The 25,458-nt window shown below is 45.1% G+C and carries 22 protein-coding genes; 21 read left to right on the top strand and 1 reads right to left on the bottom strand.

Translation table 11 applies throughout. The features are described 5' to 3' along the window. Window positions 1–346: 346 nt before the first annotated feature. Window positions 347–2,236, top strand: coding sequence for a helicase-related protein (locus ACDJ59_RS28940; protein WP_413407044.1), 1,890 nt, complete (start codon window positions 347–349; stop codon window positions 2,234–2,236). Between the two features lie 29 nt (window positions 2,237–2,265). Here the strand turns inward: ACDJ59_RS28940 and ACDJ59_RS28945 are convergent, their stop codons facing one another. Beyond that, a complete protein-coding gene (locus ACDJ59_RS28945; RefSeq protein ID WP_413407045.1) occupies window positions 2,266–2,628 on the bottom strand; it encodes a hypothetical protein in 363 nt (120 codons plus the stop codon). 99 nt (window positions 2,629–2,727) lie between these two features. Between ACDJ59_RS28945 and ACDJ59_RS28950 the strand changes: the two genes are divergently transcribed. The 20 genes from ACDJ59_RS28950 to ACDJ59_RS29045 all read left to right on the top strand — a co-directional run bounded on the left by ACDJ59_RS28950 (window position 2,728) and on the right by ACDJ59_RS29045 (window position 25,326). After that, a complete protein-coding gene (locus ACDJ59_RS28950; RefSeq protein ID WP_413407046.1) occupies window positions 2,728–3,198 on the top strand; it encodes a ComF family protein in 471 nt (156 codons plus the stop codon). A gap of 250 nt (window positions 3,199–3,448) precedes the next feature. After that, window positions 3,449–8,026, top strand: a complete 4,578-nt coding sequence (locus ACDJ59_RS28955; RefSeq protein ID WP_413407047.1) for a fibronectin type III domain-containing protein — start codon at window positions 3,449–3,451, stop codon at window positions 8,024–8,026. Window positions 8,027–8,175: 149 nt separating this feature from the next. Continuing rightward, complete coding sequence (locus ACDJ59_RS28960) at window positions 8,176–8,583, top strand: TIGR03826 family flagellar region protein (protein ID WP_076209820.1); 408 nt, start codon at window positions 8,176–8,178, stop codon at window positions 8,581–8,583. A gap of 173 nt (window positions 8,584–8,756) precedes the next feature. Next, window positions 8,757–9,041, top strand: a complete 285-nt coding sequence (flgM, locus tag ACDJ59_RS28965) for a flagellar biosynthesis anti-sigma factor FlgM (RefSeq protein ID WP_053779526.1) — start codon at window positions 8,757–8,759, stop codon at window positions 9,039–9,041. Window positions 9,042–9,052: 11 nt separating this feature from the next. After that, a complete protein-coding gene (locus ACDJ59_RS28970; protein WP_076333996.1) occupies window positions 9,053–9,556 on the top strand; it encodes a flagellar protein FlgN in 504 nt (167 codons plus the stop codon). Window positions 9,557–9,575: 19 nt separating this feature from the next. After that, complete coding sequence (gene flgK / locus ACDJ59_RS28975) at window positions 9,576–11,129, top strand: flagellar hook-associated protein FlgK (protein WP_413407048.1); 1,554 nt, start codon at window positions 9,576–9,578, stop codon at window positions 11,127–11,129. Window positions 11,130–11,153: 24 nt separating this feature from the next. Next, entirely contained in the window at window positions 11,154–12,074 is a 921-nt protein-coding gene (gene flgL / locus ACDJ59_RS28980) for a flagellar hook-associated protein FlgL (protein ID WP_413407049.1), read from the top strand. A gap of 17 nt (window positions 12,075–12,091) precedes the next feature. After that, window positions 12,092–12,661, top strand: a complete 570-nt coding sequence (locus ACDJ59_RS28985; RefSeq protein WP_076328748.1) for a DUF6470 family protein — start codon at window positions 12,092–12,094, stop codon at window positions 12,659–12,661. A gap of 105 nt (window positions 12,662–12,766) precedes the next feature. After that, window positions 12,767–13,195, top strand: a complete 429-nt coding sequence (gene fliW / locus ACDJ59_RS28990) for a flagellar assembly protein FliW (RefSeq protein WP_413407050.1) — start codon at window positions 12,767–12,769, stop codon at window positions 13,193–13,195. Then, entirely contained in the window at window positions 13,196–13,441 is a 246-nt protein-coding gene (gene csrA, locus ACDJ59_RS28995) for a carbon storage regulator CsrA (protein ID WP_036612471.1), read from the top strand. It abuts the gene before it with no gap. Between the two features lie 144 nt (window positions 13,442–13,585). Continuing rightward, on the top strand, window positions 13,586–15,196 hold the full coding sequence (locus ACDJ59_RS29000; RefSeq protein WP_413407051.1) for a flagellin: 1,611 nt from the start codon (window positions 13,586–13,588) through the stop codon (window positions 15,194–15,196). A gap of 130 nt (window positions 15,197–15,326) precedes the next feature. Next, entirely contained in the window at window positions 15,327–15,716 is a 390-nt protein-coding gene (locus ACDJ59_RS29005; RefSeq protein ID WP_413407052.1) for a flagellar protein FlaG, read from the top strand. A gap of 16 nt (window positions 15,717–15,732) precedes the next feature. Then, window positions 15,733–17,307 carry a flagellar filament capping protein FliD gene (fliD, locus tag ACDJ59_RS29010; RefSeq protein WP_413407053.1) on the top strand — a complete coding sequence of 525 codons (1,575 nt, stop codon included), beginning with the start codon at window positions 15,733–15,735 and terminating at the stop codon, window positions 17,305–17,307. Between the two features lie 29 nt (window positions 17,308–17,336). Beyond that, entirely contained in the window at window positions 17,337–17,729 is a 393-nt protein-coding gene (gene fliS / locus ACDJ59_RS29015; protein WP_036612461.1) for a flagellar export chaperone FliS, read from the top strand. Window positions 17,730–17,751: 22 nt separating this feature from the next. Next, complete coding sequence (locus tag ACDJ59_RS29020) at window positions 17,752–18,057, top strand: hypothetical protein (RefSeq protein WP_413407054.1); 306 nt, start codon at window positions 17,752–17,754, stop codon at window positions 18,055–18,057. 399 nt (window positions 18,058–18,456) lie between these two features. After that, window positions 18,457–18,654 carry a cold shock domain-containing protein gene (locus tag ACDJ59_RS29025; RefSeq protein ID WP_024631599.1) on the top strand — a complete coding sequence of 66 codons (198 nt, stop codon included), beginning with the start codon at window positions 18,457–18,459 and terminating at the stop codon, window positions 18,652–18,654. A gap of 420 nt (window positions 18,655–19,074) precedes the next feature. Further along, window positions 19,075–19,638 (top strand): ribosome hibernation-promoting factor, HPF/YfiA family, encoded by a 564-nt coding sequence (gene hpf, locus ACDJ59_RS29030; protein ID WP_017691993.1) that lies wholly within the window; start codon window positions 19,075–19,077, stop codon window positions 19,636–19,638. A 786-nt stretch (window positions 19,639–20,424) separates the two neighbouring features. Beyond that, window positions 20,425–22,929 carry a preprotein translocase subunit SecA gene (gene secA / locus ACDJ59_RS29035; protein ID WP_340907192.1) on the top strand — a complete coding sequence of 835 codons (2,505 nt, stop codon included), beginning with the start codon at window positions 20,425–20,427 and terminating at the stop codon, window positions 22,927–22,929. 242 nt (window positions 22,930–23,171) lie between these two features. Continuing rightward, window positions 23,172–24,285, top strand: a protein-coding gene (gene prfB / locus ACDJ59_RS29040) for a peptide chain release factor 2 (RefSeq protein ID WP_101313559.1) whose coding sequence is annotated in 2 segments (ribosomal slippage) — window positions 23,172–23,243 and window positions 23,245–24,285 — 1,113 coding nt in all. Because the reading frame shifts where the segments join, the coding sequence is not laid out codon by codon here. 132 nt (window positions 24,286–24,417) lie between these two features. Beyond that, window positions 24,418–25,326, top strand: coding sequence for a YitT family protein (locus tag ACDJ59_RS29045; protein ID WP_036612451.1), 909 nt, complete (start codon window positions 24,418–24,420; stop codon window positions 25,324–25,326). The last annotated feature ends 132 nt before the right edge of the window (window positions 25,327–25,458 follow it).

Consider the following 25,458-nt stretch of genomic DNA (forward strand, 5'->3'; position numbering starts at 1 on the left):
AAAATGGGTTTTTATGCAATCTATGGTTATTGTCTGGGTTTTGATGAGTTCATGAGTATTAAAATAAACTTTTCGAAGTCAGAACTCTTAATTTAAAAGTATAGACGATTCAGATTGGAAAAAGTTTCGCAATTTTATAGAAAGATTCTGGTTATTAGCAGAATTGGTGTGATGGATCATGTTGTGTGACTAACCTTGTGATGTAAAGATTCAATTGGTATAGTGATAAGTAGATTGATCATAAGAAGATGGAATATGGACATGAAGCACATGCTCCCGGCGAACAGCCGGGTTGGCATGTGCTTTTTTTGCGTTCAGGAGAAAGTACGATGGGGGAGGAGAGTAAATGAAGGTTGCTTTGTATGTGTGCCGTGTAGGGGAAGGGTGGAGCATGTTGTTATCACTCGATATTCGAGTGGATGTGGCTTGGTGGCTGGAGGGAGGAAGTGGGCGACATGTGCTGCGCTGGTTGCTGTTAGACAAGGCGTTACCGTTAAGTCAGGCATCCTGGTTGGTTGAACATTATGAGATGGAGCGAGGTATGGATCAGTGGGGCCAGCGCGAATGGCAGAACTATCTTGCACGGAAGCTGGATGTATATGAACTCGCCTCGGGGGAAGTTGAGGCGAGAAAAGTTATAGCGGGCAAAGCGGGGAGTGCTGCTGTGCGTGGCATTCAGGTAGGCGGGATGCCCGAGCCGTATCCCGCCGGGCAGTGGGCTCAGCTGGAGCGGGACGCGGCCCTGCTGGCTGAGCGGATCAGCGGCCGCCAATTACTGGCGGCCGAGGCGGAGGCGTTGCTGGCGGATACCGCCCAGCCGCCAAGGGAGTGGCGCGCGGCTGCGCAGCTCGCGCGCTTGCATGGGCGGCTGAGTATCACAGCCGCCCTCGAAGGGCCTGCCACGCGCCGTCGGCACGCGTGGCTTGGACGCGCGCGGAGCGCGCCCCGCTGCCACCGCTGTGGCAGCGAAGCCAGGCAGCGCGTGCCCTGCGCTGCCTGCGGCCTGGCGGCGTGCGCCTACTGCGAGGCTTGCCTCGCGCTCGGGCGCAGCCGTGCCTGTGCGCTGCTGCTACGCAGTGCAGCGCAAGGGGCCGTGCCACGACGCGGCGAAGCACCGCGTGGCACGGCCTTGGCCCCCACCGGCGGCGGGCTCGCCCGGTGGGGGCTTAGCGCAGCGCAGAGCGCGGCAGCAGCGGCGGCGCTTGCATTTTTGGCCCGGCCACCCGCAGGGGATGGGCCGGGGCGGTTCTTGCTGTGGGCCGTGACCGGGGCCGGCAAGACCGAGATGATATTCCCACTGCTCCAACATACATTGGATCGTGGCGGACGAGCTCTGGTCGCTACACCGCGCAGGGATGTGGTGCTGGAACTGGCTCCGCGTCTAGCTAAAGCTTTTCCGGACACTTCGCTCGCTACCCTATACGGAGGCAGTGACGAACGCTGGAAAGACGCTCAGCTCACGCTTGCGACCACACACCAACTGATGCGTTTTTACCAGGGATTCGATCTCGTCATTATCGACGAACTTGATGCATTCCCTTATCACAATGATCCCATGCTCGCTCACGCGGCGGCATCCTCCTGTAAACCGGACGGGAATTTCGTCTATCTGTCTGCTACACCGCCAGCTCGGCTACAGAGGGAAGCAGAGCAGAGAAAACTCACTCATTCCAAAGTTCCAGTACGTTTCCACCGTCATCCTTTGCCCGTGCCAAGATTGATCAAAATGGTTACCGTTGCTGAATGTATTAAGAAACGAAATCTTCCTTCTGCCTTGAGGACTAACATCCAAATTTCATTGAAGCGTGACGCTCAGGTATTTGTCTTTGTAACACGCATTGCCCAGATTGAGGCGTTTGTGAATCTAATGCGTCGTACCTTTCCCGGAATCCATATCGAAGGAACTTCATCTCAGGACCCTGATCGCGCTAGCAAAGTTATAGCCTTTCGTGAACGCAACATTCGTTTGCTCGTAACGACAACAATTCTGGAGCGTGGCGTGACCATTCCGCGCAGTGATGTTTTTATATTGGATGCAGACAATAGTCTCTTTGATGAAGCTTCACTGGTTCAGATGGCAGGCAGAGCAGGGCGTTCGATGGATGACCCGGCGGGCAGAGTGGTTTTTGCTTCGTCTCGTCGGACACGTTCTCAGGTGAAGGCCGTTGCCCAGATTAGGAAAATGAACACCATCGCTCGTCGCAAAGGCTACCTGCATCCACCATCCAAGACATAATTGTCATCTGCCCAGTTCGTATCCGCATTTCACAATACATTCCCGAGACTGGAGGTATGCCCCCTATGTTCAACTGGCTCAGCAACATAACCGATCATGCACAGCACCTGACCCAGCGTCTTCATCACCTGCTCGCCCCGCCGGGAGCGACTTGTCTGACATGTGGGACTCGAGCGATTCTGTCTTCTACCTATCCAGGCATATGCCAACGTTGTGTGAAGCAGATTCCATGGATTCGTTCCATCCGTTGCCTGCGTTGTGGTCGGGGTGTCGGTTGCCCGGACTGTGCTCGTCCACACATGCAAAACCGTTCTTTTATCTCCAACCGCAGCGCCATACAATACAACCCTCTTATGAAAGAATGGATAGGCATGTACAAATTTCGAGGCCACGAACGATACGCGCCGCTCCTAACCGCGCTATTGATTCAAGCCTTTCAAGCGATGAGCGAGGAGCAGAATTCTGCTTTGGCAAAAGAACCCCCAGCCCCCGTGGCTCATTCCGCCACACATGCTCAACAAACGAAGCCGCAATGGCGGCCTGACGCGGTCACCTATGTCCCGGTGAGCAGCGAGCGTCTGGCCGAGCGTGGCTTCAATCAGGCGGAGCGGCTGGCTGCTGGGCTCGCCACCGCCTGCCGCCTACCCATCGTTGATCTGTTGCAGCGCCAGATCAACACAACCAAACAAAGCTTTAAATCACGCGGTGAGCGTATTGAAACGATGAAGAACGCTTTTTCCATCAACCCGGATGGCATGAAGTTAATTGAAGAGCTATACAGGGGATCTCATCTGCCAACACAAAAGGGCATGTCACATGCCAAACCCATACAGTTACTGCTGATCGATGATATATACACAACAGGTAGCACCTTGGACGCTTGTGGGCGGGTTATTCTAAATGCTGGCTTCTACATGGAGATTCCGGTCGAGATTTACACGCTGACACTGGCAAGGTCCTAGAAAGTAAATCCAAGTAATAAATGACAGTCCAGCATTCTTCAGCCACTTTAGGTGGGTGATCTATACTCTATGATTAATAGTAGACAGGAAAATATATTCTTTTATTAATGATTGGTATATTTGTGCGTATCTGCTTTCCGTTTATAGCATTTGAAATATGGTTGTTTAAAGAAATCATGAATGAAAGTGTCATAGGGATTTTTTACATGTAAAAAAGAGGAATTGATTTTCTCGCGCAGAATAGATAGTTTTGCCGTTCACCACAGGTGACAGCATAGGGAGTGGCACAACATATCTGTTGAAGGGGAGAACAAAAGTGGTCGCAGGAAAAAGAAAAAATGGATTTTACTTATGGACCGTCCGTCTACTAGTATTCATGCTGGTATTCGGACAGTTTGGTGTGTACGGGGGAAAACGGGCACATGCAGCAGTAGGAAGCGGGATAGTCTCATCAAGTAATGATTACCAATATGTAATGACTGATAATAACGGTAAGTTACAGCTGAACCAGAAAGATATTAATTTAAGCTGGGCGAGATCCTACAATATTTCATCATCAGGTTATTCGTTCACCAGAATGCAGTCTATCCTGGGTTTCACAAGTGATATTACCAATATAAGTTTTGGATCGTATACTTCAGTATATTCTGGACAGATCGACAATGCTTTTCTTATCGATCTGAGCAAAGTTCGTGAGATTGCTACCGAGATGACGTACAGACAGCCGTTTAACCAAGTTGGTCAATGGACGATCACACACTATAATGTGCTAGGCCAACTAACGCCAATTGATGTACACGATTATGATGTTAGACAGCTAAGTCTGGTTGTGAACGCAGATACGGGAGAGGTTGTAGATTTTTACTCTGAACTAAATCCGTATTATACACGTAAAGCTGAACCCGCTTCTTTTACCAAACAGGAGGTAAATCCGTTACCGATTAATAATGTACCCTCTGTGCCTTCGAATATAACGGGTAACTCAAGTGAAAACACGACTCATATTCGCTGGGATCATGCACAGGAAGCTGTACAGTATGAAATTGAGCGTGATGGTATTTTAATGGGGCCTTATTATGGTACCAGCTTCGATGATGCTGTACTTATTCCTAACAAAATTTACTCTTACAAAATACGTGCTATAAATTCGATAGGAAAAAGTGAATGGAGTAGTGTCTTTAATATCAAAACACTGCTTAACGAACCTGTGATCTCCACGAGCTCTGAGCAAGGGAAAAATATAATAGAGTGGGCTGCAATTAATTATGCCGATGGTTATCAACTTCAGATTGATGGTGAAGCCCCGATTGATCTAGGTAATGTAACGAATTACGAACACGTTGGTTTGGAGGCCAATTCCAGTCATACCTATGCATTAAAAGCAGTATCTTCAGATAATGAGAGCAACTGGAGTAGAATGGCTACGCAACTTGTTGTGCCAGACTCAGCCAGTGGTTTGAAGATTACAGAAAATACATTCAATAAAATCTCTTTAAGTTGGACTGCAATTAAAGGTTCTAGTGGATATGATCTGGAGGTTGATGGGATCATCGTTCCGGTCTCTGGTACAACGTACAGCAAGACGGCTCTTACGCCCAATACCGAGCACACATTTCGATTGAGATCTAAAAATGCAGGCGGCGTAGGTAAGTGGACTGATATGCTAACTGTTTCGACACTTTTAAGTACGCCTGTTCTTAAAGCAATTTCATCGCAAGAAGAGATGATTTTGGTATGGCCTGCAATTGAGGGGGCTACCTCTTATGAGGTGGAAGCTGATGGAGTTAATATAGGAATTGTTATAGATCCAGCTTATACACACTCTGATCTATCACCAGGGACACTTCATAAATATCGTGTACGAGCTTTGAATGATACCAATACAAGTGCATGGACTGCAATTTTGTCCCAAAGTACACTCCCTGGTCCTGTTTCGAATCTCACTATAAATTCGGTCACTAATGCAGCTGTTGGTCTGAAATGGACAGCAGTGACAGGGGCGACAGGGTATGATTTGGAGATTGACGGTGCAATTGTACCTGTCACTGGCGTAGCCTACACAAAGAGTAACCTTGCAGCAAATACAGAACACACCTTCCGTATTCGTTCGAAAAATGCTGCAGGTGTGGGTGAATGGAGTGATCCGCTCAGTACAACGACACTGTTGAATACACCTGTATTAAAGGCTACTTCAGCAGAAACAAGTATCAATCTGACTTGGGCAGATGTACCAGATGCGACTACATACGAGATTGAGGCGGACGGAGTAGTAGTGGCAATAGTAGAAGAGACTAACTATAGCCATGCAGCACTGCTGTCAGGAACTGCCCATAAGTATCGCATTCGTGCGTTGACGGATACCAATACAAGTGCATGGACAGCAATTCTGACGCAGAGTACTATACCTGCATCAGTTACAGGCTTAACGGTTAGCTCGGCTACGAACGTAGCCATTGCACTGAAATGGACAGCAGTTACAGGTGCAACGGGATATGATCTAGAGATCGATGGAACGGTTGTCCCAGTGACGGGAGTAGCTTATACAAAGAGTGGTCTTGTAGCCAATACAGATCATACCTTCCGAATCCGTTCCAAGAACGCCGCCGGCGTAGGGGCATGGAGTGAGTTGATCAGTGGAACAACACTTCTAAATACACCGGTATTAAAAGCAACATCAGAAGAAACTGCAATCAATTTGACATGGGCAGCCATTGCTGATGCAACGAAGTATGAGATTGAAGCCGATGGAGCAGTAGTAGCAACAGTAGGGGAACCTAGCTTTACCCATACAACACTGCTTCCAGGAACAGCCCATAAATATCGCATTCGTGCGTTAGCCGAGACCAATACAAGTGCATGGACAGCAACTCTGACGCAAAGCACGATTCCTGCTTCAGTGACAGGATTGACCATTAGTTCAATAACGAACGTGGCTATTGCATTGAAGTGGACAGCAGTTACAGGTGCAACAGGATATGATCTGGAGATCGACGGTACTGTTGTCCCAGTAACGGGAGTAGCGTATACGAAGAGCGGTCTTGCAACAAACACAGATCACACCTTCCGTATTCGCTCGAAAAATGCCGCCGGTGTAGGTACATGGAGTGATCTGATCAGTGGAACAACGCAGTTGAACACACCCGTTTTGAAAGTGACATCGGAAGAGACTGCAATCAACCTCACATGGGCTGAGGTAGCAGATGCAACCACTTATGAAATTGAAGCAGATGGTGCAGTTATTGCCACAGTTAGTGACCCGGCATACTCACATAATGGATTGTTACCAGGAACTGCACACAAGTATCGTATACGTGCTCTAACGAATACCAATACGAGTGCCTGGACTGCTGTGCTGTCTCAAAGTACGATACCTGCTTCAGTTGCAGGACTTAATATTGGTTCTGTTACGAATGTGGGCATCACTCTAAAATGGACAGCAGTGGCCGGGGCAACGGGGTATGACCTAGAAATTGATGGCACCATTGTCCCAGTAACGGGAGTAGCGTATACGAAGAGCGGGCTTGCAGCCAATACAGACCATACCTTCCGTATTCGCTCGAAAAATGCCGCTGGTGTAGGGGCGTGGAGTGACTTGATCAGTGGAACGACGCTTTTGAACACACCGGTACTAAAAGCAGCATCGGAAGAAACTGCAATTAACCTGACATGGGCTGATGTAGTAGATGCAACGAAATATGAAATTGAGGCGGATGGAGCAGTAGTGGCAACAGTAGAAGAGCCTAGCTTCACCCATACATCATTGTTACCAGGAACGGCTCATAAATATCGCATTCGTGCGATGACGGATACCAACACAAGTGCATGGACAGCAGTGATGACGCAAAGCACCATCCCTGCTACAGTTAATGGTTTCATGTTAAATACAGCTACACCTGTTGCTATTTCATTGAAATGGAGCCCTGTTACAGGCGCTACTGCTTACGATTTGGAAATTGACGGTGTTCTAATTTCGGTGAGTGGAGCTGCTTATACGAAAAGCGGTCTTCTGGCCAATACAGATCATACCTTCCGCATTCGTGCCAAAAATGCTGCCGGCATTGGTAGCTGGAGTGAGATCGTAACCGCTTCGACTCAATTAAATGTACCAACGACGTTGAAAGCTGTACCTGAAGAAACCTCAGTTACGCTGACATGGAATGAAGTTGCTGGTGCAACAAAATATGAGATTGAGACAGATGGCATAGTGGTTGCTACGGTAAGTGATCTCTTGTATGTCCATAATGGAGTGCTTGGTGGCACCATTCATAAATATCGTATTCGTGCCCTGACCGACACCAATGTGAGTGCATGGACAGCGAGCTTGTCGCAAACTACGTTACCTGCGAGTGTCTCAGGTTTGAGTATTAACTCAGCAACCACAGCGGCTATCTCGCTGAGATGGGGTGCTGTTACAGGAGCTACCGGGTATGATCTGGAGATTGATGGTACGGTGGTTGCTGTGAGTGGAGTTGCTTATACGAAGAGCGGGCTTGCACCAAATACAGAGCATACCTTCCGAATTCGTGCCAAAAATACTTCTGGTGCGGGAGCTTGGAGTGAGCTCATAACGGGAATGACTCAATTAACTACACCTGTGCTGAAGGGAACTTCGGACAGAACAAACGTTATTCTGACGTGGGACCCGGTTGTGGGAGCTTCGACTTACGGAATTGAAGCCGATGGACAAATTGTGGCGACTGTCAGTGATGCAACGTTTATTCATTCTGACCTGTTACCGTCCAGTTTGCATAAATATCGCATACGGGCATTCAATGAACAGAACTCAAGTGTATGGTCTTCTGTTCTAAGTACTAGAACTTTGAATTAGAGAGGTATAATGGGGGACGGGCTTGCGTATATATGCATCCTGTCCCCCTCTTTTCTTCTGTAAATAGACTATGGCTTCATCAGAGAAAATAAGGTAATGTATAGTTATTATCTATTCGGAAATGGAAGTTTGAGAGGGGCGTTTTAGCGATGAATCTGGGTAATTGTCCTCGCTGTGGTAAATTATATGCGTTGAATTTTCGAGATGTATGCTCGAATTGTATTAAAGAAATGGAACAGGAATATCAGATCTGTGTAGATTATTTGCGCGAAAACAAAGGCACCAATATTCAGGAACTATCTGATGCAACAGATGTTTCGATCAAAACCATTACCAAGTTCATCCGTGAGGGACGGATTTCCATCGAAAATGCCCCGAATATGATGTATCCTTGTGAAGTATGCGGAACATTGATTCGTGAAGGTCATATGTGTGACTCTTGTCGTCATCGCTTGACGAAAGACTTAGCTAGTGCAGCTCGTGATGTAGGTCAGAAGGATAACGGCAATATAGGCGGACGAACCTACAATGCTGTCGACAAACTACGCGATTCATAGGAACGAGGTCTTAAATACAGATCTTGCTATAACAAATGTTTTGAAACGTACCGATAAACTTATTAAAGATTATCGGTTTTTTTTATTATCCTAATCATTTCGATAACATAAAGATAAAGTAAGAAAAACGCATATCAATGTAAAATTCTAACGTGGAAGGAAGTGTAGTTCATATGAAAATCAATGAACCGAGTAGAATTGGCGCCATCAATTCATATCAAAGGAACGTTGAATCCAATCAGCAGGCTGATGCCAAGAAGAGCCGCCGTAAGGACGAGGTATCCATTTCTCCGGAGGCGATGAAGATGCTTGAGGAACAAGGGCGTACACAAGATGCAGGACGCATTCAGCGGATACAGGAACTGAAAGAACAGGTCAGTTCGGGAACGTATCAGGTAGATAGCAGCAAGCTTGCTGACAAGCTGCTGCCGTATTTTAAGTCTTTTGATAAGGAATAGGTGGTCACGTAATGGCAGCACTGGACAGATTAATTGCAGTTTTGCAGCAAATGGAACAAAGTCACCGCGATATGCTGGCACTCAGCGAGGTCAAGAGACAGGTCATTGTCAAAAACGATGTGGATGAACTCATTGCCGTTCTGAACAAAGAATCCCGTTTCATGAAACAACAAGAGCCATTGGAGATTGAACGGCAGAGCGCAGTTCATGAATTGCTTCAGGAGCGTGGAATCAAGTCCATGCTGAACCTGAACATTACAGAGATCTCGAAGCTGATTTTTGATCCGGCTGACAAACAGCGATTGCTTGAAGTCCAGAAGAAGCTGGCGGGAACACTGCAGGAGTTAAAGGAAATCAATCAACTGAATCAAAAGCTGATCGAGCAATCGTTGATGTTTATTGATCTTTCAATGGATATCTTTGCTTCTCGGCCAGAACAGGATGCCACATATCAGCATCCTGCTGATAAGAACGGCAATCCAGGGCGAATCGGTCTGTTTGACACGCGTGCCTGATTAATTAGGGGGAAACCAGGTGACATCTACATTTCATTCAATCGAAACGGCTAAACGCAGTTTGTTCACACAGACGACAGCTCTTAGCACAACAGGCCATAACGTAGCCAATGCCAACACAGAAGGGTACTCACGCCAAAAGGTAAACATGCAGGCATCCATTCCAATGGAGCCATTTGCATTTCTGCATAGCACAACACCAGGACAGCTCGGTACAGGGGTGGAGTTCGACTCCATTACCCGTGTGCGCGAGAAATTCTTGGACGACCAATATCGTAATGAAAATACCAACTTCGGGAGTTGGTCCATTCAACGAGACACACTTGAGAAACTCGAAGCTATTGTAAATGAACCATCGGACACCGGATTCCGAACCGTTATGGATAATTTCTACAAATCATGGTCAGATCTGAGTAAGAATCCTGAGGACGTTACGGCACGCCGGATTGTCAAAGAAACAACTCTAGCTCTTACGGATGCGATGAATCAGATTAGCCGCCAATTGGACGCGCTTAGTCAGGATTTGGATAGTAACATCGCTGTGAAAAGTAATGAGATTCAAGGTTACCTGGGTAACATTGCAAACCTCAATAGTGCGATCGTGAAAATTGAGTCTCTTGGCGACAATGCCAACGATTTGCGTGACCAACGTGATCTGATGACGGACAAGCTTTCCAAAATCATGAACGTTACAGTTACGGATTCTCCGCAAGGATACCAGGTTCAGATGAATGGACAGGCACTCGTCACTGGCGGTGCGGTACAAGTAGCGGTAGATCCTGCTTTTCTGAATGATGCATATACTGCGGGCACACTCACCAATGGTGAAGTTCATGGCATGATCAAGTCCAGAGATACATTGGTAAGTGATTACCGTAAACAAATGGATGACTTAGCTAATACGCTCGCCAACGGTGATATTGAGATCACCCTCCCGGCAGGTTCGGTCTTGCCAGATAATACTGTACTGGATGGAGTTACATACACAGGTGCAGCACGTACGCTGGCAACTGACCTGAAGGTTACGGTCAAAGGTCTCAATGGGTTGCACCAACTCGGATATAGTATGGATGGAACTAATTCTGGAGGAGTCCCATTCTTTACAGCAGCGGGTGGTGGAACAGCCATTACAGCCGGAAATATTTCATTGAATGCCGAAATTTTGGCTGATCCGAATAAAATTGCTACTTCACTCCGTACATCGGATGCTTCTGGTACAGAGACGGTAATCAAAGGTAACAATACACTTGCCATTCTGCTTGCGAATCTGAAAGATACACCGATGAAATCAGCGGACGGTTTACGTAATGCAACGATCGGTGCACAATTCAGTGCCATTGTGGGACAACTGGGGGTACAATCTCAGGAAGCTGCACGTCAGACATCCAACTCGGAGTTCCTGGTGGAGCAAGTGGACACCCGTCGTCAATCTGTAAGTGGTGTATCTTTGGATGAAGAAATGTCCAATATGATCAAGTTCCAGCATGCATATAACGCATCTGCGCGATTTATGACCACATATGATGAATTACTCGATAAGTTGATTAACTCTACTGGGACAGTAGGCAGATAATAGAAGGGAGTGACATAACAGACCATGAGAATAACGAATAACATGCTCAGTTCACAGCTACTTTTGAATTTGAACCGGAACGCGCAGCAGATGAACAACACCCAGACACAACTGGCGACAGGTCGCAAGATCAACAAACCTTCGGATGATCCGGTAGGGATTACTTACTCCCTTCGTTATCGTGCAGAACTTTCATCTAACGATCAATATCAGAAAAACGTAGACAGTGCTATATCCTGGCTTGAGTTTAATGATACGGTTATGAATCAGGCGGGTAATGCCGTACAGCGCCTGCGCGAGTTGACGGTACAAGCTTCGACAGGAACGAATCCTCAGTCCGCGCTGGACAGTATTAACGAAGAGGTCAAACAGTTGAAAGAGCAGCTGGTTGATATCTCAAACAGTAAGCTTAACGGAAAGTATATTTTTAATGGCGAGACATATGATGTTAAACCTTATGATTTTCCGGCTAATCCAGACGGTACTTTAGATACAACAAATGCTACTTCTGTTGTGACGGATAAAGGGAAGATTAACTTCATCGTAGGTGAAAGTGTTCAATTGCCTATCAATGTAAGTGGTAATGAAGTGTTTGGCACAGAGACGGAAGAAGATAACTTGTTCAACATCGTGAACAACATCATGAAAGCTCTCACAGAGGGCAATCAAAAAGAGTTATCCAATCAGTTGGACCATATCGATAGCCGCACGGACAAGATGCTTGCGATCCGTTCTGAGATTGGTGCCAAAACGAACCGGGTTGATCTGATGATGGGACGTTTGGATGATCTCGGCATTAACCTGACAGATCTACAATCCAAAGTCGAGGATGCGGATTATGCGGAACTGGCGATGCAATCCAAGATTCAGGAAAACATCTATAACGCTTCCTTGTCTGCGGGTGCCAAAATTATCTCGCCATCTTTGGTGGACTTCTTAAGATAAAAAGGAGGAGTTAACTTTTGAGTACTCTTCCCGTTCTTCAGATTAGGACAACGCCTACTCTATTAAGTATTGATGCTGATCCAGGACAGTTCTCCATTCGTCAACCCAAAGCTGAGGTTCAGTTGAATACCAGACCTGCCAAGCTAACGGTGGAGAGTCATCCGATGAGACTGAGTGTAGATCAGAGCAAAGCATTCTCTGCTTACACGGGCGGCAACATGATTGATATGAATGCACGGATTTATTCAGGCATTCAACAGATATTTCTGCAAAATATGGCTGAACGAGTTCAGCAGGGTAATGAATTGGCTGCAATTCATAAGCCAGGAAATACTATTGCGAATATTATTGGCTCAGACTGGCAGGCGAGGCCGTTTCCGGAAACGCGGACACCCGCTTCTTCTGGGAATGTTGAGACTCGTGTCTATGCACAGGCGCCGGATATTAACTTTACTCCAGCCGTCTCGGAAATGAATGTTATTGTGAATAGACCGGAGATTGAGTATAATCGGGGCAAGCTTGATATCTATGTGAAGCAGTATGCATCGATTCAGTACACGCCACCTGCCATAGATATCGGATTCTAGTTATTATAAAGTTGAGCTATAGACGGTCTTGATCTTAGACATCTATGGCTCTTTTTGCATAAAACTTTCGCCAGGGAGGCGTTTATTATTCATATTCAGACAAGCATGTGGGGATCATTAGAGATTAAAACAGAAGATGTATATCAATTTCCTAAAGGTTTACCCGGATTTGAAGAAGAAACCGAGTTTGTGTTGGTTCCTTGGGAAGACACACCTTTCAGTTATTTACAATCAACAAGGGAGCCGGGACTGGCATTCCTATTGGTAAGTCCGTTTACTTTTGTACCGGATTATAGTTTTGAATTGGGAGAGGTAGATAAAGAAGAATTGGAGATTGCAGAGCAAGTGTCAGTATATTCTATGGTCACCATTCATTCACAGGCGAATAAATCAACAATGAACTTGCTTGCACCCGTAGTTCTTAATCCCGAGCGGCATTTAGGCAAACAAGTCGTGCTCCATCAGTCTTCTTACGATACACGTCATCTAATCTGGGCAGAAGACGATGCCAAATCAGTGAAAGGTGGAGTGTAAATGCTGGTATTATCACGTAAAAAAGGCGAGTCTATTATCATTCAGGATCAGATTGAGGTGACTGTACTCGCTGTAGAGGGAGATACAGTACGTATTGGAATCTCCGCACCCAAGCATATTGATATATTCCGTCAGGAAATATATGCATCCATTCAAGAGGCTAATCGGGAGTCTGCTACGCCTCTTGCAGCCAATATTGAAGCCTTTATGGAACGTCTGCGAAATACAGATATCAAAAAAGATTAAAAATATTCCAATTTGCTATAAACAGTTGCTCACCTTCCGTCGATATATAATTTAGACGCTGCTTCGGCAGGGCGGCCGACCTTAATGTCGCGGCGTTTACCACAAGGATGTGGAACTAATTTATCTTCAGGGAGGAAATATCAAATGATTATCAACCATAATATTACGGCGTTGAACACTCACCGCCAACTGTCCAGCAACTCTGCTGCAACTAGCAAAAATATCGAGAAATTGTCTTCCGGTCTTCGTATCAACCGTGCTGGTGACGATGCTGCAGGCTTGGCAATCTCCGAAAAAATGCGCGGTCAAATCCGCGGTTTGGATATGGCTTCCAAAAATGCTCAAGATGGTATCTCTTTGATCCAAACAGCTGAGGGCGCATTGAGCGAAACTCACAGCATCCTGCAACGTGTACGTGAACTTTCCGTTCAATCCGCTAACGGTACGAACACTGAAGAAGATCGTAAAGCACTGCAAAGCGAAGTTTCTCAATTGAAATCCGAAATCGACCGTATCGGTGATACTACTGAGTTCAATACGAAGAAATTGTTGAACGGCGCTTTGAAAACTTCTGGTGCTTCTGTAGGTTTGGATTCTACTACAGGTACTTCTGTTGCTAAGTTGTCTGCGGGTAAAATCGCTGGTACAGCAGCAATTGATGTAGCTGCTAACAAACCAATTACTGGTGACTTTGTAAAAGAAACGTTGAACATCGATGGAACTGAAATTGATGTAAACTGGCAGAACCTTAGTGCAGATGAAAAGAGTGTCTTGACGGGTGTAACTACTGACCCTGCTTCTAGACAAAAAGCAGTTGACTTGATTGTAAGCAAAATCAATGAAGCAATTGATGCTTCTGGTAAAAATGTAGCACATGTAAAAGGATATCAAGCTGCTGGTTTGGTTACAATCGAAAGTGGTTCTACAGGAACTGCTTCAACTGTTGAAAACGTTGCTGGTGCCGGGGTGTTCGACAGAGTAACGGCTGGTGGTACAGCAGCAGCAGGAACTAGCAACTATAACGGTACAGCTATTGCGGCAACTGATAAATTTAACTTCACTATTGGTGATACTAAACTTCAGGGAACAATGGGCGCTATAAATAACGGAGATACTATGGATGCCGTTGCAACTGCATTGCAAACATCTATCAATGCTGGAATTGCCGCTGCTAATACAGCATCTGGAGCAGCAGCTGCTGGTGACTTTGGCTTTATTAGCAACGTTAAAGTTAATGCTTTGGCAGATGGACGTCTTGAAATCGTTAGCGAAAGTGGCCCTATCAACCTTGAAGATCTTGCTGGTAAAACTACGGTTAAAGATCTTGGTTTGACTCAAGCACAAACAGATGCTTCTGGTAATGGTGGCGTTACTTTCCAAATCGGTGCAAACAAAGGTCAAAGCATCACTTTTGGTGTAAATGACATGCGTTCCACTGCTCTGGGTGTATCTGGTGTAGATATCTCTACTACAGCTGGTGCTTCTAATGCAATCACTTCTTTGGATAAAGCAATCAGCTCTGTTTCCAGCGAACGTGCTAAATTGGGTGCGGTTCAAAACCGTCTGGAACACACAATCAACAACTTGAACACATCTTCCGAGAACCTGACTGCAGCTGAGTCCCGTGTACGTGACGTTGACATGGCTAAAGAAATGATGGAACAAACGAAGAACAACATCCTTGCACAAGCTGCACAAGCTATGTTGGCTCAAGCAAACCAACAACCACAAGGCGTTCTGCAATTGCTTCGTTAAGATTTTCTCTAATACCAAAAGCTCCGGAGTATTCCGGGGCTTTTTTTTGTTTTGCTAGGAATTCCCTAAAATAACGAAGACCAATGACCGATATATATAATAAATCAAGCGTTCTTGGAGGATAGAGCACATGAATGTACAGTTTTCCTTCTCGGCATCCGGCGTAGCTAACGGACAGCCCCGATCAGAAGTAGCTCCTGTTCAAAGTGCAAGTGAGTCAATATCTTCAGCGTCAGCTATTAAAAATTATAAAGACCTAAGCACCAAAGAAATTCAAGGTGCCAAAATTTCGATTGCAGACGAACACTTGATTAAAACAATTGAACGTGCGGTGCAATCATTGCAGGGCCCCGAGACCACATTGGAAATCAGTGTACATGAGAAGACCCATGATATTATGGTGAAAGTGATGAACAAAGATACGGGGGAACTTATTCGTGAGATTCCACCAGAGAAAACGCTAGACTTAGTTGCCAAAATGATGGAAATTGCAGGTATATTGGTAGACGAGAAAATATAATTATAGGAGGGGTTTCATGGTAACTCGTATTAACGGCTTTTCCGGTATGGACGTCGATAGCATGGTTAAAAGTATGATGGTTGCAAAACGAATTCCGCTGGATAAACTAAATCAGGATAAGCAAGTTCTTGAATGGAAACGGGATAGCTATAGAGAAATTAATAGTAAGCTCGTAGACTTTCGTACAAATAAATTAATTGACAAGTATGGTAAGAGTGCAGCATTAAATACACAAAAAGCTGTAGTCAGTGGGAATGCCGATGCTCTTAAAGCAGAAGCATCAGCTACTGCTAACGGAATCGATATGAAAGTCAGTATTACGCAATTAGCAACCAAGAAGACAGTTGAAACCTTCGGTCTTGATGTACCTGTAGCCAGCACCAAGACGCTAGCTGATTTGCAGATTATGAAAGAAGGAAGAGATCCAGCTACACTGACAGAGGCAGATCGAACTGCTCTCAATGCTGAAGAATTTAAATTCACGATTAACGGTGTGAGTTTTACCGATAGTAACGGTAAGTCATTATTCACCGGATCTACATCCATCGCTACGATGGTCGCTACGATTAATGGTAATGCCAAAGCTAATGTTACTGCCAAGTACGATGAGATAAGCGGTAAGTTGATTATTAATTCTAAAACTAGTGGTACGGACGGTAAGGCAGATTTGGTAGGAACAGATGATGACAGTTTACTTGAACTCTTTAATCAGAAATATAATCCAGTTGATGATGGGCCGGACAAGTACAAAACAACAAATGCTCAAGATGCCAAATTCAGTGTTAACGGCAGAGATTATACGGACAAGAGCAATACTGTTACCATTAACGGTGTACAGTTAACTCTTCAGAAGACGACAGCAGATCCGGCAGACCCTTCTAAGGACATACCTGTCAGCATTACGACATCGAGTGATACTGAAACTGCTTTACAAACCATTAAGAGCTTTGTAGAGGACTATAACTCGTTAATAACGTTGTTGAATACGAAGTTAGACGAAAATAAATATCGTGACTTCAAACCGTTGACCGACGAACAAAAGACAGCAATGAAAGATACGGATATTACCAACTGGACTGACAAAGCTAAGAGTGGTCTATTGAAAAATGATGATATTTTAAGATCAGCGCTTTCTAACATGAGAGGAATTATATCGGGGCAAGTCGTCGCTTTGTCTGAGATGGGAATTACAATGGGGTCCTACAACTCAGGCGGCAAAATTGTTCTGGATGAAGTCGTCTTGAAAAAAGCTTTGACTGAGAATCCCCAAAAAGCGGTGGATTTGTTCCAAGGCACAGGCAGCGAAGCGAATAATGGTATTTTTGACAAGTTGGCAGACAAAATATCAGGTTCGTTGGATAGTCTCGTTACACGTGTCGGAACTAGTAAATTCTCAGCTGATCTCACAGTCAGTTACAAAGAAGAAAGTGCTATGGGTAGGAAACTCAAAGAGTACAATAATCGAATTACCAATATGCTTACAATTTTGGAAAACACAGAGACTCGTTATTATAAACAGTTCACTGCGATGGAAACAGCAATGAACAAACTCAGTTCACAGTCGTCCAGTCTATTCTCTACCACAAGCTAAGAGAAATTTTATAATAGAGGGTGACCTAATTGATTAAATCTCCATATGAAAAATATCGTCAATCTTCCGTTCAGACTTCAACGCCAGCTCAATTGGTTATTATGCTGTATGATGGGGCAATCCGATTTGTAAAAGTTGGACTTGAGGGCCTGAATAACCAGGATATTGAGAAAGCAAATCTTAATCTGGGTAAAGCTCAGACTATTATTAGCGAACTTATGTCCACATTGGACCAGTCATACGATGTATCCAAAAACTTATTTGCTCTGTATGAGTATACGAATTATCTCTTAATCGAAGCTAACATTCGTAAAAGTCCAGAAAAAGCAGAAGAAGCCATTGGATATTTGACTGACTTGCGGGAAACTTGGATGCAAGCCTCTAAACTAGCCTCTACGCAGACTGAAAGTGCTCATGGATAATCTTATTGAACGCTTGTCTACTATGACTCAGGAAGTTATTGAACGGATTGAGGAGACCTCCTATGAGGAACTGGAAACATTCATAGAGGATCGACAACATATTGTTGATGCTATAATTAAAGAGAGTGAGAGTTTTCCTCTGGATGTAAAACAAAAAGGGGAAGTTCATCGGATTTTGGCCTATGATAAAACTTTACTTGATCGCATGAATGCACTTCGGATTGAGGCTCAAGATTGGTTGCATAAGCGTAATCAAGCAAAAATGCAGCGAAATGTATATGAGACTGCCTATGCGCCGGATAGTATGCTTATGGATAGAAGAAAATGATATATAAAGAACAGGGTAGATCTTTTAGGATCTGCCCTGTTTTTATTTCTGCATAGTATTGCTTTAAATAATTTATGAATTACATTTAGCTTAAATAGCGAAATCATAGAATACTGAACTCCGAAAATCGTATCATCTACTCTATATCTAAACAATAGGCTCTCATCTAATCGCCTATCATCAATACATCAAAAATAGAATTACCAACCCGCCAATTACCTGATATATTCAAGATATCACACCGTTCAACACAATCCCCAATTAATCTACAAAAAATTCCAAGAAAACATTTACTTTTCCAATTGACAATGGATAACTTTGGATGGTATTATCTGAATTGTGGGCAGAGGTTAAGGCCGAAAGCTTCACTTCATTTGATGACGAAGGGAATGTTAGTGCATGCAAGGTAAAGTAAAATGGTTCAACGCAGAAAAAGGTTACGGTTTCATTGAGACTGAAGATGGCGGCGACGTATTCGTACATTTCTCCGCAATTCAATCCGAAGGATTCAAAACTTTGGAAGAAGGTCAATCCGTAGAATTCGACATCGTCGAAGGCGCGCGTGGACCGCAAGCAGCTAACGTAATCAAATTATAATCATCCGGACAATCCGACCTACATATATGGTTAGATGGTTACCAAATTGAATTATCGCTAGCATCAGACTCCGGTACTTTCCGGGGTCTTTTTTTGTTTCAATAGATAAGAGATTTGAGAATCATCCGAGGAACATTTTTCTATTAAATTAATAGATTCAAGAGATAGATTGAAGTTCATTTTACATATTAGATTGAGCAGGCTCAAAAACGGTTAAATACATCATCAAGCGCCTAATAAGACATAGCAAGTAAATTTGCGATTATGGCTGAATATGATGAAATATCGCGAAATATGGCGTTATGCCTACGTTGGCAGATGTGGCTTGAACAGATGTCATTATTCGGTCACCGGGAGTTTTTACATGGCGCTTACATTCGTGTTATAATGAAGTGGCAAAGGAAAAAGGAGGAGTGCCCTATGAATTTAAGTATTCGAGGTCAACAAATCGAGGTTACTGATGCTTTGAAGGATTATGTCGACAAAAAGTTGAGTAGACTCGAGAAGTATTTCGATGCACCCCTTAACTCTGACGGTGCTGTTACATTGAGCACGACGAGAGGTTTGCATACGGTAGAGGTGACGATCCCTTTGAAAGGCATTGTGCTCCGCGCCGAGGATGAGAGCGACGATATGTACGCATCTATTGACTCCGTGGTGGACAAGCTGGAACGTCAGATCCGCAAACACAAAACAAAAATTAACCGTAAGTTCCGCCAGGAAGGTAGCCTGAAAACACTCTTCGTTGAAGATCCAACAGGTACTGTAGCTACAGCTGAACTGGATGCGGACACGGATGACGATGATTTTGAAGTTGTACGGACGAAACGCTTTATGTTGAAACCAATGGACGTGGAAGAGGCCATCCTCCAAATGAACATGGTTGGCCACAATTTCTTCGTATTCTCCAACATTGACAGTGAAGAAGTTAGCGTTGTTTACAAACGGAACGATGGTAAGTACGGATTGATTGAACAAGGTTAATCTTAACGTACAGGATCATCGGATCGAACTTGCATATGAATATCTAATAATAATGAAGACAGGGACTGTAGTTTCCTGGATTAGACTTAACAAGAGCTTCCATCCCTTAGGGGATGGGGCTCTTTTGTGCGTAGAGGAACTGGGAAATCACCTTTGGAAATAAAATGGTGAAACTATTCCCTGTGCTGCTGCGTCTAATAGATAGTAAGAAGAATCACAAACTGTAAAAGTTTACTGCCAGATTCCGATGCTTACGAAAATATCCGTATACCTACATTCGAGAACTGGTTATTGAGATTTCCATCCAAATTTACCATCAAAATTCGTTGACAGGGCTGTCTATCCTGCAAAACGAAACATGACAATCGAACGCTTCCGCTAACGACTATGATTTTTTGCACTTAAACTCCATTTGATATGTCTCATAAGTTCAAAGAAGTGTGCCATGGCGTGTTGCGGCGGCCCTTACAAACTGTTACAATTTATGCAAAGAGAATCATTGTCCTGATGAGGAATTGTCAACGAATGATCGCTAATCATAATCAATGACAGGCACAGCACCATGAACATGATTCGCAAGGCTCGGGCTTCGGCTAGTTTTTAATAACCGAATCCGTTTGAATACCGAATCAGCTTCATGAGGAACCCTTGGCAAGCCTGGAGTTGATTCATCATATTACTTTTATATTGTTTGTCACCCCCGGGCAAGTGGATGCAATATCCATCCGATGGTGTCGCATGGCGGCAACAGGGGGTCTATTCTGTTTTGCACGAAAGGGGTATACCATGCTAGGACTTGTCAAAAAGATCTTCGGCGACATGAATGAACGTGATGTTAAACGTCTGATGAAGACGGTCGATGTGATCAATAAACTGGAACCACAATTTCAGGCGTTGTCTGATGAACAACTGAAAGGTAAAACGGACGAATACCGTGCTCGTATTGAAAAGGGAGAAACAACAGATGAGCTTCTTCCAGAGGCATTTGCAACCGTACGTGAGGCATCACGTCGTGTGCTGGGCAAACGTCACTACGATGTACAGATGCTGGGCGGTATCGCTCTGCATGAAGGCCGTATTTCCGAGATGAAAACGGGTGAAGGTAAAACGCTGGTAGGAACACTTCCGGTATATCTGAACGCGTTGATGTCCAAAGGTGTACACGTGGTCACGGTCAATGACTATTTGGCGCAACGGGATAGCCAGGAAATGGGACAAATCTATGAATTCATGGGCATGTCGGTAGGGGTTAACCTGAGCGGTATGGACCATGCTTTGAAACAACATGCGTATGCATGTGATATTACGTACGGAACGAACAACGAGTTTGGTTTTGACTATCTGCGTGACAACATGGTGCTGTACAAAGAACAAATGGTACAACGTCCATTGTTCTTCTGTATCATTGATGAAGTAGACTCCATCCTGGTCGATGAGGCGCGTACGCCACTCATTATCTCTGGACAAGCTCAGAAGTCGACGGATATGTACTATGCAGCAGATCGTTTTGTGAAACGTTTGGTGCCGGAAGAAGACTTTACGGTAGACATTAAGGTGAAATCCGTAGCGTTGACTGAGGCGGGCGTGGCAAAAGCAGAGAAAGCATTTGGTATCGAGAACTTGTATGATCATGCCAATGTAACTCTCAACCATCACATTGTACAGGGCTTGAAAGCTAATGCAATCATGCGTCGTGACGTGGATTATGTTGTCAGTGATGAGGAAGTTATGATCGTTGATGAATTCACAGGTCGTCTGATGTCTGGACGTCGTTACAGTGATGGATTGCACCAGGCGATTGAAGCCAAAGAAGGCATTGAAGTACAAAATGAGAGCATGACGCTTGCTACGATTACCTTCCAGAACTATTTCCGGATGTACCGTAAACTTGCGGGTATGACAGGTACAGCGAAAACCGAGGAAGAAGAGTTTAAAAAAATCTATGGTCTCGAAGTACTGCAAATTCCAACTAACCGTCCGAACAAACGCGATGACATGGCAGATGTCGTGTATAAGAGCATCGATGGCAAGTTCAATGCCGTTGTAGAAGAGATCGTGGCACGCCACAGTAAGAATCAACCTATTCTGGTTGGTACAGTGTCCATTGAGAACTCTGAACGCCTGTCTGACATGCTTAAGCGCCGTGGTGTCAAACACCAGGTACTGAACGCCAAGTACCACGCGGAAGAAGCAGAGATCATCTCAGGAGCTGGTCAAGCGGGTGCAGTAACGATTGCAACCAACATGGCTGGACGGGGTACGGATATTATCTTGGGTGAAGGTGTAGCTGAAGTAGGCGGCCTTCATATCATCGGTACTGAGCGTCACGAATCACGCCGGATTGATAATCAGCTGCGTGGTCGTGCGGGACGTCAAGGTGACCCGGGTTCAACACAATTCTACCTGTCACTGGGTGATGAATTGATGAGACGTTTCGGTGCAGATAATGTATTGAACATGATGGAGCGCCTTGGTTTTGAAGAAGACCAACCGATCGAGAGCCGGATGATTACCCGTGCAGTAGAATCGGCGCAGAAGCGTGTTGAAGGTAACAACTTTGACGTGCGTAAAGTCGTTCTCCAATATGATGATGTAATGAACCAACAACGTGAAATTATATATAAACAGCGCCGCGAGGTACTGGAGTCCGAAAATATCAAACAAATCGTTATGGATATGATCAAGCCTTCCATTGAACGTATCGTTGAAGCACATTGTAGTGACGATATCCCGGAAAACTGGGAGCTTCAGGAAGTTGCTGATTACATGAACAGCAAATTGCTGGACGATGGTTCCATAACTAAAGATGATCTGTGGGGTAAGGAAGCAGAAGAGATCATCGAGTTCCTGTTCACGAAAGTTCAGAACAAGTACAATGCACGTGAAGAGCGAATTGGCGAAGAGATGGTTCGTGAGTTCGAGAAAGTGGTTGTGCTCCGTGCAGTAGACAGCAAGTGGATGGATCATATCGATGCAATGGATCAATTGCGTCAAGGTATCCACCTTCGCGCCTACGGTGGTACAGATCCACTGCGTGAATACCAGTTCGAAGGCTTCGAGATGTTCCATCAGATGATTGCTTCGATCCAGGAAGAAGTAGCGACTTATGTGATGAGAGCACAGATCGAGAGCAATCAGGAGCGTCAAGCGGTTGTTGAGGAAAGTCAGATCTCGACAAGCGGTGAACCTGCTGAGAAACGTCCAGTGAAGGTTTCTGACCAAATCGGACGTAACGATCCATGCCCATGCGGTAGTGGCAAGAAGTTCAAACACTGCCACGGTCAAGAGTAGTTAAAGGGCTCATTTATATACGAATGACATGAACGGCTCCTTGCAGCCGGGTATTCCATAGGATGAAGTGAAGGATGCAAATCCGATTAATGGTGCATAGTTATAATAATATGACCATGATCACGGGGAAGAGATATACTGATACAACAGTAGTCTCAACACCAGGGTGACGCATCGGATACTTGATCTGGAGGAATGCCCTGGATGCGGGGAGCTTATCTTAATGAAAAGAGGAATTGCACATGATCGATCCAAACGTGAAGCATGACCTGCGTGAAATAGGTAAGAAACTAACAAACCTTAGGGGGTCTCTTTGACTTAGATCTGAAGCAAGAGATGATCGGCAACTTCGAAGTGAAGATGTCTGCCCCGGATTTCTGGGATGATAGTGACAAGGCGCAATCCGTAATCGCTGAGCTAAATGCGGTGAAGGGATCTGTGGATCAATACACCAAACTCCAACAGGATTATGATGATGCGGTGATGATGGTAGAACTGGCTGACGAGGAAGGCGACGAAGACCTCGCTGCAGAGATCGGTAGAAGCGTCACAGCGATCGTGAGCAAGGTGGCAGAGTTCGAACTTCAGCTGCTCCTGAACCAGCCGTATGATAAGATGGATGCCATTCTAGAGCTTCATCCGGGCGCAGGTGGTACCGAGTCACAGGACTGGGGACAAATGTTACTGCGGATGTACACACGTTGGTCCGAGAAGCGTGGCTTCAAGGTTGAGGTGCTGGATTATCTGCCAGGAGATGAGGCGGGGATCAAGAGCGTCACGCTATCGATCAAGGGGCACAATGCTTATGGTTATCTGAAAGCCGAGAAGGGTGTACACCGACTGGTGCGGATATCTCCTTTTGACTCATCGGGCCGTAGACATACGTCCTTCGTATCATGTGATGTGGTTCCTGAGATTGATGATACGATTGAATTGGACATTCGAACAGAGGATCTCAAGATTGATACCTACCGTGCGAGTGGCGCGGGTGGACAGCATATCAATACCACCGACTCAGCCGTGCGGATTACCCACCTTCCGACAGGTGTAGTTGTAACGTGTCAGAATGAACGTTCACAGATCAAGAACCGTGAGCGGGCGATGAAGATGCTTCGTTCGAAATTGTATGAGCGTAAAATTGAAGAGCAAAAACAACAGCTGGATGAAATCCGAGGAGATCAGTCGGATATTTCATGGGGTAGCCAGATTCGCTCCTATGTGTTCCATCCCTATAGTATGGTAAAGGATCACCGTACAAGCGTGGAGACTGGAAATACAGGGGCAGTAATGGACGGCGACCTCGATGCATTCATCGATGGTTATTTGCGTAGCCAGATTAAAGTAGAAACCGATTAATATAAGTTCCTGTATGGACCCATACGTGTAGGCGTATGCTGGTGTATACGGGAGCTTTTTTTTGAATAATTTTATAGGATAGAAAAAATGAGCGAACAACTGATCAGTCACATAAAAGGAGAGCACGAGAACATGCAACAACGATCACAACTTCACAATAATCGCAAAAAGAGGATAACTAGCCTCATTCCACTCAATGGTCCATGGAGAAACGTCGTGGATACGGTATCTATCATTGTAGGTTCGTTTTTAATTGCAGTGGCCTTTAATTTATTTTTATTACCAAATCAGATCGCTTCGGGTGGGGTGTCCGGGTTATCAATTCTGGGCAAGGAATGGCTTAATTGGGAGCCGGCATATACCCAATGGGCAATTAATATCCCACTTTTGATTGCGGGTTTCCTGCTCATTGGCAAGCAGTATGGTGTTCGCTCGGTATTGGGCAGTATTGTCCTGCCACTGTTAGTTTATCTCACGAAGGATTGGGCCATTCCAACAACGAATCCGCTACTTGGTTCACTGTATGGTGGGATTGGCGTTGGTTTAGGGATTGGAATTGTATACCGAGGTAGAGGATCAACAGGTGGCATGAGCATTCTTGCACGAATCGTACAGAAGTACAGTGGACTGAGTTACTCCCTCTGTGTCGTTATTATGGATGCTACGGTTATTATTATGGCTGCTTTTGTATTGTCATTGGAACAGTCTCTCTATGCACTAATTGGGTTGTATGTTACGGGTAAAGTGATCGATGCCGTTGAGATGGGGCTCGGCTTCTCCAAGGTGGCGTATATTATCTCCAACCAGACGGAAGCGATTAGCAAAGTTATTCTGGATGATCTGGATCGCGGATTAACAAAGCTGGAAGCAAAAGGCGGTTACACCGACGACCAACGAACCGTACTGATGGTCGTGGTTGGGCAAAATGAGGTACCAAGACTTAAAGCGTTGATCCGGTCTGTGGACCCGGGAGCATTTGTCATTATCAGTAACGCGCACGAAGTGCTTGGCGAAGGTTTTAAGCGGGGAGAACATGTTTGAACGGGTTGAAAATATAATGAGTGAGCCAATATAGGCTCATAAGTTTGAAAATTTAAGAAAAAAAGCAGGTACGCCCTCCTCTGAGATAACGGAGAGGGAGTACCTGCTTTTCTATTATTAAAAGTTCAACTT

Source organism: Paenibacillus amylolyticus (genome assembly GCF_047302515.1).
Classification (GTDB): domain Bacteria; phylum Bacillota; class Bacilli; order Paenibacillales; family Paenibacillaceae; genus Paenibacillus; species Paenibacillus amylolyticus_G.

Coding starts and splice junctions, on each gene's coding strand:
- ACDJ59_RS28940 (WP_413407044.1), top strand. CDS start 347: ATGAAGGTTGCTTTGTATGTGTGCCGTGTAGGGGAAGGGTGGAGCATG.
- ACDJ59_RS28960 (WP_076209820.1), top strand. CDS start 8,176: ATGAATCTGGGTAATTGTCCTCGCTGTGGTAAATTATATGCGTTGAAT.
- flgM (WP_053779526.1), top strand. CDS start 8,757: ATGAAAATCAATGAACCGAGTAGAATTGGCGCCATCAATTCATATCAA.
- ACDJ59_RS28970 (WP_076333996.1), top strand. CDS start 9,053: ATGGCAGCACTGGACAGATTAATTGCAGTTTTGCAGCAAATGGAACAA.
- flgL (WP_413407049.1), top strand. CDS start 11,154: ATGAGAATAACGAATAACATGCTCAGTTCACAGCTACTTTTGAATTTG.
- fliW (WP_413407050.1), top strand. CDS start 12,767: ATGTGGGGATCATTAGAGATTAAAACAGAAGATGTATATCAATTTCCT.
- csrA (WP_036612471.1), top strand. CDS start 13,196: ATGCTGGTATTATCACGTAAAAAAGGCGAGTCTATTATCATTCAGGAT.
- ACDJ59_RS29000 (WP_413407051.1), top strand. CDS start 13,586: ATGATTATCAACCATAATATTACGGCGTTGAACACTCACCGCCAACTG.
- ACDJ59_RS29005 (WP_413407052.1), top strand. CDS start 15,327: ATGAATGTACAGTTTTCCTTCTCGGCATCCGGCGTAGCTAACGGACAG.
- fliD (WP_413407053.1), top strand. CDS start 15,733: ATGGTAACTCGTATTAACGGCTTTTCCGGTATGGACGTCGATAGCATG.
- ACDJ59_RS29020 (WP_413407054.1), top strand. CDS start 17,752: ATGACTCAGGAAGTTATTGAACGGATTGAGGAGACCTCCTATGAGGAA.
- ACDJ59_RS29025 (WP_024631599.1), top strand. CDS start 18,457: ATGCAAGGTAAAGTAAAATGGTTCAACGCAGAAAAAGGTTACGGTTTC.
- hpf (WP_017691993.1), top strand. CDS start 19,075: ATGAATTTAAGTATTCGAGGTCAACAAATCGAGGTTACTGATGCTTTG.
- secA (WP_340907192.1), top strand. CDS start 20,425: ATGCTAGGACTTGTCAAAAAGATCTTCGGCGACATGAATGAACGTGAT.
- ACDJ59_RS29045 (WP_036612451.1), top strand. CDS start 24,418: ATGCAACAACGATCACAACTTCACAATAATCGCAAAAAGAGGATAACT.